At 63.5% G+C, this 15,675-nt stretch carries 14 protein-coding genes; 6 read left to right on the top strand and 8 right to left on the bottom strand.

From position 1 onward, the window contains the following. Positions 1-142: 142 nt before the first annotated feature. Together JIG36_RS51165 and JIG36_RS51160 are read right to left on the bottom strand one after the other, a co-directional pair. Positions 143-1,774, bottom strand: coding sequence for a hypothetical protein (locus JIG36_RS51165; protein WP_203384231.1), 1,632 nt, complete (start codon positions 1,772-1,774; stop codon positions 143-145). Beyond that, the gene (locus JIG36_RS51160) at positions 1,744-2,514 is read right to left on the bottom strand and encodes a hypothetical protein (protein WP_203384230.1); all 771 of its coding nucleotides are present in this window, start codon (positions 2,512-2,514) and stop codon (positions 1,744-1,746) included. Before JIG36_RS51160 ends, JIG36_RS51165 begins: the two co-directional genes overlap by 31 nt. 840 nt (positions 2,515-3,354) lie before the next feature. Between JIG36_RS51160 and JIG36_RS51155 the strand changes: the two genes are divergently transcribed. Then, positions 3,355-4,197 (top strand): MBL fold metallo-hydrolase, encoded by an 843-nt coding sequence (locus JIG36_RS51155; RefSeq protein ID WP_236050247.1) that lies wholly within the window; start codon positions 3,355-3,357, stop codon positions 4,195-4,197. A gap of 2 nt (positions 4,198-4,199) precedes the next feature. Here the strand turns inward: JIG36_RS51155 and JIG36_RS51150 are convergent, their stop codons facing one another. Next, on the bottom strand, positions 4,200-5,030 hold the full coding sequence (locus JIG36_RS51150) for a helix-turn-helix transcriptional regulator (protein WP_203384229.1): 831 nt from the start codon (positions 5,028-5,030) through the stop codon (positions 4,200-4,202). Positions 5,031-5,488: 458 nt separating this feature from the next. Between JIG36_RS51150 and JIG36_RS51145 the strand changes: the two genes are divergently transcribed. The 3 genes from JIG36_RS51145 to JIG36_RS51135 all read left to right on the top strand — a co-directional run bounded on the left by JIG36_RS51145 (position 5,489) and on the right by JIG36_RS51135 (position 7,979). Further along, positions 5,489-5,749, top strand: a complete 261-nt coding sequence (locus JIG36_RS51145) for a helix-turn-helix domain-containing protein (protein WP_203384228.1) — start codon at positions 5,489-5,491, stop codon at positions 5,747-5,749. 277 nt (positions 5,750-6,026) lie between these two features. After that, positions 6,027-6,731 carry a hypothetical protein gene (locus JIG36_RS51140; RefSeq protein ID WP_203384227.1) on the top strand — a complete coding sequence of 235 codons (705 nt, stop codon included), beginning with the start codon at positions 6,027-6,029 and terminating at the stop codon, positions 6,729-6,731. A gap of 504 nt (positions 6,732-7,235) precedes the next feature. After that, a complete protein-coding gene (locus JIG36_RS51135; protein WP_203384226.1) occupies positions 7,236-7,979 on the top strand; it encodes a hypothetical protein in 744 nt (247 codons plus the stop codon). A 177-nt stretch (positions 7,980-8,156) separates the two neighbouring features. On the opposite strand, the gene JIG36_RS51130 is transcribed toward JIG36_RS51135, so the two are convergent. The 5 genes from JIG36_RS51130 to JIG36_RS51110 form a co-directional block, all read right to left on the bottom strand. Then, on the bottom strand, positions 8,157-8,714 hold the full coding sequence (locus JIG36_RS51130) for a phosphoesterase PA-phosphatase (RefSeq protein WP_307873262.1): 558 nt from the start codon (positions 8,712-8,714) through the stop codon (positions 8,157-8,159). 46 nt (positions 8,715-8,760) lie between these two features. Further along, complete coding sequence (locus JIG36_RS51125) at positions 8,761-9,975, bottom strand: MAB_1171c family putative transporter (protein WP_203384225.1); 1,215 nt, start codon at positions 9,973-9,975, stop codon at positions 8,761-8,763. Next, positions 9,972-10,517 (bottom strand): hypothetical protein, encoded by a 546-nt coding sequence (locus tag JIG36_RS51120; protein WP_203384224.1) that lies wholly within the window; start codon positions 10,515-10,517, stop codon positions 9,972-9,974. The genes JIG36_RS51125 and JIG36_RS51120 overlap by 4 nt, the downstream gene beginning before the upstream one ends. 115 nt (positions 10,518-10,632) lie before the next feature. Further along, a complete protein-coding gene (locus JIG36_RS51115; protein ID WP_203384223.1) occupies positions 10,633-11,121 on the bottom strand; it encodes an XRE family transcriptional regulator in 489 nt (162 codons plus the stop codon). A 643-nt stretch (positions 11,122-11,764) separates the two neighbouring features. Further along, a complete protein-coding gene (locus JIG36_RS51110; protein WP_203384222.1) occupies positions 11,765-12,427 on the bottom strand; it encodes a hypothetical protein in 663 nt (220 codons plus the stop codon). A gap of 362 nt (positions 12,428-12,789) precedes the next feature. Between JIG36_RS51110 and JIG36_RS53030 the strand changes: the two genes are divergently transcribed. Together JIG36_RS53030 and JIG36_RS51100 are read left to right on the top strand one after the other, a co-directional pair. Then, complete coding sequence (locus JIG36_RS53030) at positions 12,790-13,386, top strand: hypothetical protein (RefSeq protein ID WP_236050246.1); 597 nt, start codon at positions 12,790-12,792, stop codon at positions 13,384-13,386. Positions 13,387-13,404: 18 nt separating this feature from the next. Beyond that, complete coding sequence (locus JIG36_RS51100) at positions 13,405-15,180, top strand: asparagine synthetase B family protein (protein ID WP_203384220.1); 1,776 nt, start codon at positions 13,405-13,407, stop codon at positions 15,178-15,180. Positions 15,181-15,675: the final 495 nt, after the last annotated feature.

The following is a 15,675-nucleotide window of genomic DNA, read 5'->3' as shown; positions in this document are numbered from 1 at the left end:
CAACAACCAGGACCCAGGGAGCAACCCGGCCTCCGGCCGGGCGATACCACCTGCCCTGGCCACTAACCTCGCCGCCAGCTCACCGCGGCAACAAACCCTCGCTGCTTAATGAAAGACGGAGGCTAGGATCTCGGCTAAAGGGTCACCCGCTCTGCTGGCTTATGACCTCATATGTCGATCCACTCCATTCGACACCTATGGTGACCCGCTCCCAGCGGTTCTCCCCTGCGAGCCTCCCGTCGACTGGGACGTAAAGGGTACGGCCTTCGATTTCGAGCGGCCCGACGATGTAGCCGTTCTCCTCGGTCACCAGACGACTCAGAATCTCGGCGCGGTCTCCGATGCTGCGTGGCCCGCTCAGCACAGTGACATCGTAGGGGCGGTTGCCAGTCGATATCGGCCGGCAGGTTGCACGAATGACGAGATCGGGCACAGACGTTGAGCGGTGGGTGAGGTACAGCCGCTGTTTGATATCGACTGGTTGGCCGTCGCAGCCCTCGGCCATCCCGGGCGGTTCCCAGTCCAGGCCTACGACGCCTCGGTTTCGGGCACCTTCACAGATTGCGTCCGAGCCGACCTGGGCCGTGGCGCATCGTGTGCTGTGGCCGAGATAGCCAGCTAGGCCAGTGAAGCGGGGTTCTAGGGCGAACGTCCAGCCGGACGCGGCGTAGACCAATCGTTTGCCAGCCGACTGCATAGGTCCGGCTTCGATCGCCTCGGCCAACGCGGGCAGGTCAGGAACGTGTTTGCCGTCGGTGTTGTGCGCGTCGATGCCTGTGCGGAGCTCGCCGTCAACGAAGTAGTTTTGTGCTCGGTAGTATTCAAGCCATCCGGCATCGTTGCGGCATGCAGCGTCGTGGACCAAAACGGCGAGCATCATGGCGGGTCCGGTCGCATTCCGAAGGTCGCCCTCGCCGAGCGCCTCAGCAGTACATGGCCTCGCGGCGTCCGGCGGCGTGGCAAAAGTGGTTCCCAACGCGGCATCGAACGGCTTTAGCACAATACGGATCAGTTCAGGGAGGGCCAAGGCGGCGTGTACGGCGTCCGGATCTCGACGATCGGGCGTCTCCTCCAAAAGGTCTTCCCCGGACTGATCAGCGGACGGTGTTGATCTCCAGAGTTCACTGACGGCGGAGACGATCCAGGCACCCGAGATTGCGATCACTTGGGCGTGACCGAGCGTGGCCAACGGGTTGGAGTCGCCGGGGTTGAAATTGACTGAGCGGACCAGTCGGGCCGCGTCGCCGAAGTCGGCCGGGAACTCGGTCTCCCACGTCTGAGTTTGTGGGATGGCCGGGTCGAAGTTCTTCGGGTCGTACTCCTTCGGCGAGCATTGCGCGGGGTCGGCGAGGAGCTGAGTGACCTTCGCGATTGAGTCGGGCGGCACCCGCTGAACAAGCAGGCTGACACCTAAGTTCCCGTCGCGGTACGCTGGGGCGAACGACGGCCCGGTAAGTTTGCCGGAGAATAAATTGATCTCCCTCCCGTCTTTGTCCGAACCCCTGCACGAAGGTGGCCACGCGCCGCCATTCGACTCGGTCTCCTCGTCGAAGCCAGTGAACGTCAGCGGCGCAGGCGGCTGGCTGAGCAGACGGCGCAGATCCTGCTCACTGAGCACAACCTGGCTCGTCGAGGCAGAGCCGCCGCTGGGCGCCGGGGCTGCAGTAATGCGCTTGGTCGCCCAGGTTGCGCTGGCGACGACCACCACGATGACGGGCAGCAGTAGCCATCGACGCTGCGGTCTCAGCCGTCGAGCTGGTGGCTGGTCGTCCACGACTCGACCTCCTCCGCGCTCATCTGTTCGTAGCGTTCGCCGGTCGGCTCGAACGCCGAGCGGTAAGAGGCCGCGTACCCGGAGACGCGCATCGATTCATCGCGGGCCGTCATGGTCCTCGCCTCGCCGTTGCGGTAGTAGCTGATGTCGATGTCGTATTCGTAATAGTGTTCATCCGGGATGGCGGTTACCTCGAGAACTTGGGTCTGCTCTTTGCCGATGTCAATGGACTGGACGGCGAAGAAAGCCTCGCCACCGAGCTTGGTGTTGCTGGCGAGTGTGCGGGCAACCGGCGGGTCCTGCCAGAGCCCTATGCCGATGAGTTCACTGCTCGCGCCCTGCGATGAGCGAGCTACCAGGGCACCCGAGAAAGGCGCCGATCGTTTCGTGATTCGCGCCCGAAGATTAGTGATACGGATCGCGACGCCGGTCGAGTTGTATACGACAATCTTAGTTCGGGTGTGCCCAGCTTTTACTCCACCGCGGGGCAGGCCGGCACTCATCCTGCCGGTGGGCCGGTCGATTTCATCCGCGTATACCAGCGAGAGGTCGGTGAGTGAAGAGCTGTTGTCCTCGACCCTGACCTTGGGTTCGTCGCCGCTCAGGGCGGACTGCAGAGTTTTTGGACCATTAGTGACCACTGCTGTCGCTACTGCCGTGACGAGTGCGGTTAGGCCCGCTGCATACAGAAAGGCGTGTTTCTTGGCAAAGCGCGCCCAAGGCGTTGGTGGTGCCTCCACTGGCTTGCGCGCTGCTGGCGACTTGGGAGAGCGCCGCGGGCTCCGTTGTTTGGGCATTGTGAACGACCGCCGGAGTGGTGTTGTAGGTTCAAGGAATGAGGGTCCGGCCGATATGCCTGTTTGAGGTATTTATTTGCAGCTGCCGCTGATGCGTTGGTAACGATTTTCACAATGATGCGCATGAGTGGTTTCGAAAATGGGCCACTGATCGCATTAATAGTAATTGCCGCGAACGGGCGGGCATTCGAATCAATATTCGGTTATTTGACACTGCTTGCCACCCTTCCCGTCGTCATCAGGAAATTCCATCATGGCGAATAAGGTCAGCCATAGAGAGCGCCGGACGATCCTGAATGGTCATATATGCGGCGAAACCGGAAGCTCAGATCGGCAATTTGTCCGCTCGGCCTACCTCTATCGTGTGAGTGAGACGCAACCTCAGGCGCTGTAGCCGCGCCGTGCTGGGGGTGAAGCTACCTCGGCGTGAAAAGACCGGGCGTACCGGTTCCGGCGGAGCCCAAACAAAGGCTCTTCTAGCGCGATGAGGATTGTCTTCCTCGCATCTACCGGCGAGCCCTCAGGCCACGGGGCTTCGAATGAGCACCGAGTGGGGGAGGGCATGGTCGGTGTTGAAAAGTCGAACAGCGCCCTTGAACACTTTACCGTCGGGTCGGACCGACCTAGTCTCTTTGTATCGATGGTCGACGTGGTCGAAGATGTCCGGCATGACCGTTCCGTACGCTGAGGGTCTGCACGAGCTCTGCCCCGGCACGTTCGCATATCTGAAGCCGCCCGGCACCTGGGGGTTTCAGCAACTGTGGCCTCGTCGTTTCGGCTGAGATGGCGTTGCTGGTCGACACCCAGTTCGACCTCCCGATGACCGAGAGCCTCCAGGCGGCGATCTCCGCCGCGCACCGCGGTGTGTCGGTGACGACCGTGGTCAACACGCACGCCAACGGTGACCACAGCTGGGGTAATCAACTGTTCGGCGACGCCGAGACCATCAGCTCGCAAGCGTGCGCACACGGCATGCGGGGCGAGGTCCAGCCGGCGCAGTTGGCCGCGCTCAGCGGTCCGCAGTCACCGAACTCCGCGCTCGGTGACTACATGCGACGGCACTTCGGGCACTTCGACTTCTCCGGAGTACGGGTCACACCGCCGACACGAACGTTCTCCGGACGCCTGGATGTCCAGGTCGGTGAGCGGACCGTCGAACTGATCGAGGTCGGCCCCGCACACACCAGCGGCGACATCATTGTCCACGTGCCCGACGCCGGCGTCGTCTACTCAGGCGACATCCTGTTCGTCGGGGACCACCCAATCGTCTGGACTGGTCCCGTCGAGAACTGGCTCGCCGCGTGCGACCTGATCCTCGGCACCGGCGCGGACCGCATCGTTCCCGGCCACGGTCCGGTCACCGACCCGGCCGGGGTCCGCGGATTCCGCGGCTACCTCGAGCTGATCCTGGAAGCGGCGACCGTGTTCCACGCTGCTGGCCTGCCCTACTGGCAAGCAGCTGCCCGGATCAGCCTTCCCGATGAGTTCACCGCTTGGGGCCACCGGGAACGACTGGTCATCTCGGTGGCAGCCATCTACGCGAATCTGGGCACGCCGAGCGAGGACATCCTGACCGTGCTCAGGCACACTGCCGACCAGGAAGGGCTGACGTCTCGCCAACAGTAGGTTCAAGCTTGTTGGAAGGAGTTTGGCACGAGCATTACCAGTCGGTGGCCTGGCGCTCGGAAGGGCTCGAGGGCGACAACCTGAATCGGATGAGGCTCGCGATGCCGCGGCAGATACAGCGAGCGTCGGTCGCCATCAGGGTGGAACTTGGCGAGGGGCTTCTCCCAGAGTTCCCGCGCATCCTTGTTGACGTCGAGGATCTCCGTGATGACGCTATGCAGGCGCTGATTGTCTGGGTAGCGCAACTGGCCGGCGCGCATCTGAGCGAGCATCTGGGGCGCCCACTCCGTTTCCCACCGCACGAGCTGCTGGCGGGCTTCGGGGTAGGTGAAGACCCAGCGCATTACGTTGGCGTCGTCCTGCACGACCCATGGGAACCAGGAGCGCATCTGTTCGTTGTGCCCGACGAGGTCCCACGCTTCGTCGCTTAGATACGTCGGCCACGGCTGCGCATCCAGGACGGGTTCGAGTCCATCGGGCGTGGTGCGACGAGTCGAAGTCGGTAGCTGTTTGCCGGCAAGGAGAAACAGCAGCCGCATCTCGTCAGCACTCAACCGTAGGACGTGCGCGACCCTTCGCAGGAAGTCGCTGGAATAGTTCTGCTGATCGCCGAGCTCGAGGCGGCTGTACCAGTGCGTGCTGTACCCAATGAGCGCGGCAACCTGTTCCTGGCTGACGCGGGGGCGCCGGCGGCTGCCTGGCCACGCCTGCTGGAAACCAGGAATCTCATCCGGATCGAGGCGCTTTCGCCAGGCACGAACGCAGCGGGCGAGTTCGACCCCAGGGTCGGCGTACGGCAGGGCCTCGTACTTCGGTGGCGGGCTGGCAGTCATAGCGTCCTCTGCGTCGATTCCCAGCGTGATATGTCGCTTAGGACCGAAACGAAGCGTCAAAGGTAGCAAAGATCATCTATGAGTGAGGAGTCAGTTTCGATACAAATGCAAGTTTCTTTACTGATCAAGAAGGCGAGCGCGTGCACAGGTGTGAGGTCTATCGCCGTGGTGCGGATCTCACAACTGCCACTTTGGACAATCACACTGTGTGGTGCTGATTGATCACCGTGTGCAAAGGTGGCACCTTCGTTGCGACCCAAGGCATGGCCCCGGTGCGTAGGCCTTGGGCGGATGGCTGTGCTAGCGGGCCCCGTCTGGGCCCGACGACGGGGAGTTGGTCGCCGATGAGCGAAGCGAGTTCGGATTTTGCGCGAGCAGCTGAGGGATTGGGCTTTCCGCGGCGGCTTCGCCGAGCGCGGATGGCGCTTGGTTGGTCCCAGCTGAGTCTCTCTCGGCGCATGCATGACCTCGGCGTCGACTATGGCGGTACGGCAACGGTCGAGGCGCTCAAAGGCATGATCAGCAAGTGGGAGACCGGCAGGAAGGTGCCGAACCAAGCCAACCGGCACCTCCTGGCGGAGACGCTGGGCCTCACGGTGACATCTTTGGGGTTGTCTGTCGATCCCGATTATGTGTGGCGAAAGACGATGGGGCGGTCCTCAGCGCAGGCAGGGTCATGGCACGTTCGGGAGACGCGGCGGTCAATCGAGGTAGGGTGACGAGAAGCGAGGCGCGACGGCTCCACATGCTGACGTAATCGCTATTCGGGCAAGATGACGGCGGATTACGGCGGGATGGGCGACACCACAGGCGGCTGAAACACTAGACCGCCTAGGGTAACGATCTTGAACTAAGTCGGTGTTGTCGTGCGCGGATTTGCCGAGATGTGTACACCGTGCTCCCTGGCGCTAACCCCGCTTGGGCTTCGTCATGGCCATGTGCCCCAGGCTACGGCGCTACCCCCCGCGCAGCGGATACTTCCGATACCCTCACGAGGTGCCGTCCAGTCAAGACACACAGCGCGGTAGCTTCTTCGAAGCAGGCTGGGTTCTCTATCTACTGACCGGGTTATCACTTACCTTCGGCGCTGCGCAGGTCGCGCCGGACGGTTGGCGCCGAACTACTACCGGCCTGCTCATCCTCGCCGCAGTGGCGTTAGGTGCCGCAGCATACCTGGTGAAGAGATTTCGTAAGATCATAGGCGCATTAGGCGTGCTGATGCTAGTCATCGGCATTCCGTTTGCGCTCCTCCCCTCGCCGGGCGATGACAAGCCGTCGACCAGCTCAGCACCCGATTTTAGCCCACCGGTCAGCCCGACAACAGCGCCCAAGTCGGCGGAGACATCGGTTCATTCAGTTCAGCCGAGCAGTTTCAGCACAACTTCCCCAGCGGCTCGGATCGACGATAAGCCGCTGACCAAGACCGTCTCTATCGGGCGCTCCGGCGAATTCTTTCAGGGCGATCTTAGAGTCGGCATCTCAAGCGTATATGCCGACTACTCGGTCATGAATATATACTCGTCTGGCACATCATGTGAGCTAACAGTCGTGAATGTTGGCGAAGCAATATCCCTTGTAACATATGGCTCCCGCGTCGTTTTCAATTTAGTGCTTCTGTCAACCAAACCTCCGGCTTCAGCCGAGCTTCGCCTGAGTAGGAGCATTTCAGATGGGGAGCAACAGGGAAGCTATTGCAGTTAGACATAGTAACCATTTCGGAGTCGGACGATTGTCCCGCAGGCATGCGGCGGTCACGCATCTGCCGCCGACAACGCATCGCCTACCCGAATGAGGGAGGCTAGACACTGCGACCGCCGCGATCACCAACTGGGAGTCTCTGCGGGCAGATGCCGGTGGTCGCCCTGCCGGGCAAGTGAGTCTGTAGGGTCTTGATCGCCCGGTTCGTCTTCCTCGACCCCGGCACCGGGCCGGCTGCTTTGGCTTGCCTCGTCGAGAAGGCAATCTTCCACGCTCGGTGCGGCGGCATGAGTTTCTGCCGATCTGGAGCGAGTAGGTCCCAATCTTGCATCAGGTCCCAGGCGCGGAACGTGGGTACGCAGGAACAGGGCGACGCGTCCGGCGGCGCCCGACCAAAGGAGCGTTTGCGAGGATCGACTGGCGAAGTCGCCCTTCCAAAGTGGTCGGCTTGATCCGATCGCTATACCGGCCGTCGCAAGGAGTGCTCGAACCCTCTACATTGTGGTCATGTCGAAGGGGCAGATCTTTTTTGCGATCATTACGGCGATGATCGCGGCTTCGGGCTTGGTGTGGACGATCCTCTCGTGGCTGCGAGCACGTAAACCCGATGGCCCGATGATCGCAGTTCAGCTCGCTACCGGCGAGATATATGATCAACAGGACCAGTTGATCGCGAACTTCCCGAACGGCAACCGACGCAATATGCACGTCGACAAGATCCAGCCGACGAATGAGAAGATCTCACGCCCCAGGAAGGGCGCACCGCACCCGCGCGATGTCTCCAAGCAGCCAGTGAATGCTATCTTTGTGCAGAACCGGGGCAAGACCGCCGTGTCGATCCGTCGTTGCGAGTACTTGACCCCCATCCTCCAGTTCGAGCCCCAACGTGCCGCGAGTCGATGGGGCGACGTACTTCCGAAGCGGCTCGAGCCCGGCGACGAAGCGATCCTCATTCACGAGCGGACGGAGATGCGAGTCTTCCTCAACGGCGTCATGCGAGACCACGGGGTCGCGCAGATGCTCATGCTGCCGGTTGTCACGTTGGGCACTGGCCATGAGGTCTCGGCCAATATCCCCCTGGTCATCAAAGCCGACATGACGGACGACGAGTTCGCGGCGGTTAAGAACTTCGACAAGGAGGTCAAGCTAGAGCCGCCGAACGAGTTCCTAGACGTTCCGAAGCGACGGCGGTTGCCTTGGCAACGGAAGCCGAAAAAGACTTTGATCGCCCGCAACTTCGCCGAAGACTGATGCCCGTTGAACCGAATATTTCCTTTTACCAGAGCGACGCAGAACTAACTGGCTGGTGTTCCAGGCCGTGGAACTGCAGCGCACTGATCTGCCGCAAATAAGTCGGCCACCCCTACGCGCGCCAGTCGATTCCTGTGATTGGACCAGTGTCTCGCACCGTTGAAGATTGCTCAGACACTAGCTAGAGCTCAGTAACGGGAAGAGCGCACTCATCGCAAGCGCTCCGACCGTGGCGCCTGCCAAGACGTGCCCGGCGGTGTGTTCGCCGAGCCGCACCCGTGCCCAGCACACCGTCACAACAACCAACCACCCGATCGTCGCCAATGGGCCGAGGACAACGGTAAGGGCGGCGACGGTGCCGGCAGCCACTAGGGCGTGGATGGAGATTCCCCAGTGCGCGAAGACGGTGATCGGGATGGCCACGATCAGGGACGCGACCATGGAGGCGATGAGCGCCAGCAGCTCTCGAGGTGCGCCGGAAAGAGCGAGCGCGGCGGTCCCGGCGACGGTTGACACAAGGATGATCAGCAGCGGGAGCCGGCGCTGGGAGTGGACCACAACGTGCTTGTCGGTCCATCGGCCCTGTCGCACGCCTCGGATGATGTAGAAGACCGGTAGAAAGCTCGCGGCCGCCGCAGCGATCAGGCCGTAGGTGACCGCTTGGGCGACCGTGTCTGATGCGTGCCAAGCGACGAAGAGCAGAAGTGCTGCGACCAGGATCCCCGGCGAGAACACCTCTGTGACCAGGCGCGCAACTCGATCGGCCGGCTTGGGTTTCTCGTCAGAGTTCGGCCGGCCGGCGGGTGCGGCGGAGCTTGTCGACGATCGGGGAAGCGGCGTACGCGCGGGAGACTGCGGCGAGCCACTCGGCGTCGGCGTCGAGGTCTTCTCCGGCGTCTCCGATGTCACTGTTCCTGCCTTTACGAGATAGGGGCGTTCGGGTTTCGGGCGAGGTGGCCATGTAGTAATCGAGCATTACGGCGATTCCCGCCGCCTCGGCAACCGCGCGTGCTTCCCGATCGGGCATTTCTTGTCCCGAGGTCAGGCTGTTGGCTTCGGAGACGACGACCGGGTCGAGGTAGGAGCTGAGTTCGCTGAGGCCGTCGCGGATCTCGATGACGCGGCGATACAGCGCGATGCTCATTAGCCGAATGCCTGGCCACCGGCGTGGAGGGTGCAGGCTGAGGTCCTGAACGACCCCGTGAATGCCTTCCCAGAGCGGATGCATGTCGCGGTAGAGCCGGTAGCGGCGTGGCCAGTGCCAGGCATCGACCAGATAGGAGCCCGCGGCTGGGATGACTAGTCCACCCGCCACGAGGGCGATGCCGATGAGCAACATGGCCTGGGACGCAGGCCCCTCAGCCCATGGAAACGCCACGTCGAACTGTGCGCAGATGATGAACGTCGCCTTATGTACCACGTACAGAAGGCCAATGACCGATCCGGCCACCAGCAGACGGATCCCGAACCTGAGAAGCGACGCCGGCAGCTGGCGGCCGTAACGCGCGGACATGCGCAAGATGTCGGTCATGGTCAGAGCGAGAAACGCCAGGAAGGCGAGCATGTACTGCGACAGTGCGGGGGTCGTCGCGTAGCGCGCCGCGAAGTCCTTAGGCGCCTCTTCGCTGAACGAGCCCAGGCTGAAGATCACTCCCATGGCAAGGACCGCGACACCGAGGCTGATCCAGCGGACTTTCGCACGTCGGGGCGCCTTGTCCGGATCACCCAGAAACAGGAAGAGACTCTGGGCGGACGCTGCGGCGACCAGGGAGAATGCGTGCTCGAGGTAGCGAGCAAGGTTGGGAATTCCGGCGGCCTGGTCGACGGCGACGTACATCGGCTCCCAGCCGACGATGACACAGGCGCCGAGGCCCGCCAAAATCCCGCAGATTGCACGTAGGGCGGGGTTGTGCGGGTCGCGCCGAAGTTGGCGGAGCTTGAAGTACAGCGCTACGAACGCGATGAGGCCAGCGATCAAATAGTCGTACTGGGTCATAACCAGCGCCTGTCGCCGGCCAGGGCAGAACTGAATCGATCAAGAACGGCGGCAGTGTCATTGCCCGGTTTGGTGGGCCGGGGGACTGGCGAGCGGCGGGCGGCAAACTCAGTGATGACGCTCGCGAGACCTTCGGCCTCGCGCTCCTCCGCGGTGCCGTATCGCTTCGCGTAACCGCTGTTCCTGCCGAGGACCCGTTCGACCACGGCCGGATCGATGATGTCCAGTCCCATCAGCTTCGCGTCCACCTGAAGCAAGCCCTTGTGATTGCAGATGATGTGAGCAGTTTCGTGAAGCAGGATGTGGTCGCGCAGCACGGGTGGAGCGGTGCTGTCGACGACGACGTAGTCGGCCTTATTCGTCGACAGCCACAGCCCGCACGGGGCCGAGACTTCGCTTGTGTCCATCATGATCACCGTGATCGGCCGACCTCGTTGCTCGGCAACGTGCGCACAGAAGGCGCGTGCGTCGAAGGGTGTCGGGATGGTAATCGCGAGCTCTCGGAGTCGCTGTTCGTAGCGTCTGACCGGTCTGGCTTCCACAGCGGCATCCCCTGCAAGGCCCCCGCCGTCGTGAGGGCGTGCTTGACACGTATTGAGTAGTCGCCCAGCACTGGCCGGCGAGGCGAAGTGGTGCTCGAAGCTGCGGCCACGGCCGTCACGGGGAGGCTGGATCATCCCGCTCGCCCAAGCCCTCTAGTCGCCGTACCTCGTCCAGGACGGCGGAGACGAACCCAAGATGGCTCGGTGAGAGATTGCGCGCCTTCATGGCGACGAGCCGGACACTCGGATCATTCATCGCCTCGTCCAGCTGCTGGAACTCCTCTTTGGCCTCGATAGCGCTCCTCAGGAGTTCTATCTGGCCGGCGGTGGCGTCCAAGTCGCCGTCTCCGAAAAGAAACCCCGCGGGTACGCCGAAGAACTTGGCGAGCGCCCTGACCTGCTGGACGCCTGGGTTGTCCTTCTTGCCGGTGCAAAGTTGATTGATGTAGGCGCCTGAGATCTCGAAGCCCTGGTCGTGCCTGATGGCCTCGGAAACCTCGCGTACCGAATATCGCGGCTTGCCGGCAGGGCGCACGCTCTCGAACAGGTAGTTGAGTCGGCTCTGCAGGCTGGCGAGCCGAGGATCGCCGTCCTTGCGCTGCACTTCGCGATCCTCTCGGCGGGACTGTTTGCTGACTGAGAGCATATACGAGGACTTCTATGAAGTCAGTTGACAGCTTCCGCGTGGCCCTGCGTATGCTCAGCGTCGTTGTCAACTGATTAGTCATTCGGGGGGTTGGCAACGGCCACCCAGTTAACGCCTGGACTTCGGGCAACGCGGGGCTGGGTGCGGCCGCGGCGCGGATGAATTCGGGCCGAGAACGGCCGCACCCTGCCCGCCGAGGTGCTGCATAGGCGAGTCACCGGCTCCGCAGCGGTGGCATCACCTGCGCGGGGAGCTATGAGGAGGGCAGGTCGAGGATGGAGCCGGCCGACCCCGACGAGCCTTCGGAGTCTGCGATGGGCGTTGCCCGTCGCCTTCGCCGAGCCCGGATGGCGCGGGGGTGGTCCCAAACCGAATTGGCGCAGCGTATGTGCGATACCGCAAGGGAACACGTGGGGATCGACACGCTGCCGTCCGTCCTGCGACGCATCTCAGAGTGGGAAGCCGGCCATAAGGTTCCGAGTCAGTACGACCGCCATCTGGCTGCGGCTGCCTTGGGTATCGCGGTTTCAGCACTCGGTCTTGTCTCCACCCCGGACTTTGTCTGGCGCGGCCGTCGAGCTCCGTCCTGATCAGGGCCGCGTCATACTTCTTCGACGCCGGTGAATACTCCGACTGCCCACGTCAGAGTGGCTGCATAGTCGTAGAGGGCGAAGGGGAAGGCGTCCGGGATGCCGATCGTGCTTTCCCGAGTGTCTGGCAGGCGGAGCTCGTCGAAGAGCGAGACGTCATGGCCCTGGAGCTGAAATGTGATGACGTCGTCGAGGTCTCGGTGGGAGCGCCTGATCGCGGCATTTTGGTCCGTGACCACCCGCGCGTCACCGTGCTCGGTGCTGAACTCCACAAGCGGTAGGTAAAGACCGGCTGCTGTGATCACGTCGGAGGGTTTGATGACCTCCGAACCGGGTGGGGGAGCGGGCTTGCACGCGGCAACCTGGGTTGCGACGTGGGACGCATAAACGGCGTAGGGGGTAGCTGCTCGGGCGAGAGCGATCAGCGTGTGCTCGTGGAACTGGTCGGCGATGGCGGCGAGGTCGTCGACGACCGCGATTGCTGGTGCGTTGCCCCCTGTGGCTTCCAGGTGCTGGGCGTTGGCTATGGCCTCATCCTCGAACAAGGATGCTCGGTTGACCGCGGCAGCGGCCGTGTTGCAAGCCACGCCCAGCTGTACGAGGGCTTCTCGTGCCGGCGCAGGAAGCCTTCTCCCCGCCTCGGGCGGCAGCACCTGCCGCAGCAACACACTCATTTGTTCTGCTGACCCCCAGCATCACAGCCGAACGGTGCGGCCCTGGTAGGAGCCGGTTCCCCTGTGCCCATCCAGCCTCGTGGACCACATCGGACCACTGAAGCCAGCTACCGAGCTGACTGCCATTGGCCAAGAGTCGATGGCGTGACCAAGACTCACAGCACTTTAAACGAGGCCAGCATCGCGAGCCACCCGTGGGCTCGCTCGCTGGTACGCCAGCACTCCAGAGCGGGAGTCGCGCAGGCTTTCGAAGGCCGGACCAGCTACGTTGCTGCGAACGGCGGGTTACGGCGACCGTGACCTTTCCCTCTGCCTCAGAGTCCGCCCACCAATGCGGGTTAAATCCGACCGGGACCTCAGCGGTGAAGACCGCTGGCCGTGCGGATGTGCCCGTCCTGGCCGCGTTGGCCGCCAGGACGGCGGCGGACACTCCTACCTCACGGTGGCTCGTACCGGACTCCCAGCGGCGTATTGCGGTCCTCGACGCATGGTTCCAGCTGCTGTTGGAACGGGCGCTGCAACACGGCTGCATCGACATGCTTGCCGACCGTAGCGCCGCCCTGGCCTGGATTGAGCCCGGCCCAGACCTGGAGCCTGGCAGCTTCCTTCTGCGGCTGAGCTCGTCCTGCGGCAAGCACGCCATCATGTTGCTCGGGTACCACTACCTCCTTCTCCGGCATCGACCGGCCACCAGCCACATGCGCCTGATTGTTCTGGCCGGCACCAACCCAGCCGGCATCGCCGAACTGCTGGCTTACCGACACCGCCAGCTCGACTCCGCAGCCACGCCCACAAGCGCGACAGCGGACAACCCCGCCCTTCGCGACCTCCTGATCACGAGTGGCTACCAGGTTGCCGAGTCCTTCCGACCCGCGGCAGGCCCGCAGTTGTGGTCGATGTGGCGCCCGGCCGCTCCGCCTCGTCCCCAGGCCCGGCCCGCAGCCGGGGCCGGGGCCTGAACCACTCGAGGACCTCTTATGGCGATCTCCGGTTGGGTCAACGGTCCCACGGATCTGCGCGACGAGACCCCCATCTTCACCGCGATGACCACGGCTGCTGGACCGGTTCCACCTAGCCCGATGACCGTTCGGCTTGGCCGTGACGCCGGGTTCTGCTGTCAGGGCCCACAGACCGGATACGCGGACTGGCGGCATCCTGAACGCCCCGACCCCGACATCGTGGTGGCAATCGAAGGCCGGCTGTCCAACCGGGAAGTCCTGCTCAACCGACTGGGACAACGGCGTACGCACGCGAGCGACGCCGACTTGGTGCTGCATGCGTATCGCCGATGGGGTCAGTTCCTGGTCGAGCAGATCGATGGGGTCTACGCCATAGCGATCTGGGACCATCTGCGCCGTCAACTGCTCCTGGTGCGCGATCCGCTCGGCGTCAAGACGTGGTTCTACTATCCGCTGCGCGACGGGAGCATGGCCTTCGCGACCAAAAGCCGCGGTCTGCTGGCCCACCCGAACGTCGAACCGGCCATCACCAGCGACGGACTTAACGAGCTGCTCGTACTCGGTCCGGCTCGAACCCCGGGACACGCGGTCGTGAATGGCATGCATGAAGTGCTGCCCGGCCACATCACACAAACCGTTCCCGGCCGCATCCGCACTCATCGGTACTGGCAGTGGCAGGCTGAGGCGCCCGAGAGCAGCATCAACGAGGTCGAGGCAGCCGCCGTTGTGCGGCGCACCCTAGCCGAGGCCACCGCCGCACTGCGCACCGATCCGGTCGGCGCCGTGCTTCTCTCCGGCGGCGTCGCTTCGGCATCGGCAGCTGCTCTCGCCACTCCACATCCCTCCGCCGAGCAGCGGCCTACTGCGTACACCATGGCCTTGGCCGGGCCATGGGGACTGCCGCCCGGCGCCGGTACGGATGTCACTGCTGCTGGCCGGGTAGCACAGCACCTGGCTCTCGATCATCGGCTGATCAAGGCCGACAAGAGCGATCTGCTCGACCTCGCCACGGCGACTCGCCGAATTCTCGATCTTCCTGGTGAACCTGCCCGCGACGCAGCCGTGTTCGGGCTTCTCAGCGCAGCAACCGTAACTGGCTCGAGCGTCGTGACCGGCGTCGGTGCCGACGCCGTCTTCGGTTGGGTGCCCAGCCTCAAAACCGCCGTCACGGACGTTCCCTGGCTGGGCTACGACGCTGGACCGGTTGCTCTGTTGTCGGCCGAGGCACGGATGCACATGCTGCCCACGGCCTACACAAAACAGCGCTTCGAGGATGCGATCTCCGCCATCCCCGCGGCAAAGGGGGTCTCTGAGGCGCAACGTGCGTGGCACCGCGATGCGTACTTGAATCTGAGTCACCGCCTGCCCGCCCAGGTGCGTCGATGGGACGAGCTCGCCACGGCCATAGGAATGAGCGTGCACAACCCGCTCGCCGACTGGCTACTCACTCAGCACACGCTCCGCTTTCCAGATCCAATCCGTCACCTGCGAGGTATGCGACTAGGTCTGCTCAGGCATGCGATCTCCGACCTGCTGCCCGCCGGTCTGACCTGGCTACCTGGCCGTGTCTTCCCGACCGCGACGGGGCTGCCCGGATGGCGAACAGTCCAGCGCGAACGAATGCTCGGGCTTCTTTCCGACTCCTCGCAGCCCCTGCAGCCGCTTCTTGATCCTGCCCAGATTCGACCGTTGCTCACCCGCGCGCCCGAGCACGCATACGGCGGACGCAGCGTCATAGCCCACCTCATCGAGGTCAACGCCTGGCTGGCCAGGCATCAGATCCGGGTCATCTGACCAACCCCGTGACTGCACCGCAGACCTAGCCGCGGCACCGCTCGCCTGTAGGGCGCCTGATTTACGAAGGAAGTGACGTTATGGGAATCGACGGTTTCCTTGCCGGCGATCGGACAGCCCGGCCTTCCCGACCTGGACGAGCCCGACCAAGGGCACCGCCGATCTGGGGTCTCGCCAGCGGTGGTTCCTGAAGTTCGAGCGCTGGTTTGGCGAGCCCTGCATGCCGCTCAACCTCTGATCCGCCAACCTCGTCCCGCCTATCAAGGAGTACGCCGCATGACGAACACCTGCACCCGCCTGGTCGCCACCGCCGCCACAGCGCTCAGCCTGACCCTCTCCGTCGCCACACCAGCTCTGGCCAGCGCCGACTGGCTTCGGTCGTGGGAATCGGTCCCGTATGGGCGCCTCTCTTGGGCCCGGGGAGGAGCGTTTCGTCATGATCAATGTGCGTGAGTTTGGGGCCCGCCCTGTAGACGTTGGCGGGTGAGCGCGAGC

Source organism: Paractinoplanes ovalisporus, from assembly GCF_016834655.1.
Classification (GTDB): Bacteria; Actinomycetota; Actinomycetes; order Mycobacteriales; family Micromonosporaceae; genus Actinoplanes; species Actinoplanes ovalisporus.
This window is presented reverse-complemented; position numbering and strand designations above follow the sequence as displayed.

Bases quoted from the DNA above. Each gene is read 5' to 3' on its own strand.
- JIG36_RS51155 (WP_236050247.1), top strand. From the start codon at position 3,355: ATGGCGTTGCTGGTCGACACCCAGTTCGACCTCCCGATGACCGAGAGC.
- JIG36_RS51150 (WP_203384229.1), bottom strand. From the start codon at position 5,030: ATGACTGCCAGCCCGCCACCGAAGTACGAGGCCCTGCCGTACGCCGAC.
- JIG36_RS51145 (WP_203384228.1), top strand. From the start codon at position 5,489: ATGCATGACCTCGGCGTCGACTATGGCGGTACGGCAACGGTCGAGGCG.
- JIG36_RS51135 (WP_203384226.1), top strand. From the start codon at position 7,236: ATGTCGAAGGGGCAGATCTTTTTTGCGATCATTACGGCGATGATCGCG.
- JIG36_RS51125 (WP_203384225.1), bottom strand. From the start codon at position 9,975: ATGACCCAGTACGACTATTTGATCGCTGGCCTCATCGCGTTCGTAGCG.
- JIG36_RS51110 (WP_203384222.1), bottom strand. From the start codon at position 12,427: ATGAGTGTGTTGCTGCGGCAGGTGCTGCCGCCCGAGGCGGGGAGAAGG.
- JIG36_RS51100 (WP_203384220.1), top strand. From the start codon at position 13,405: ATGGCGATCTCCGGTTGGGTCAACGGTCCCACGGATCTGCGCGACGAG.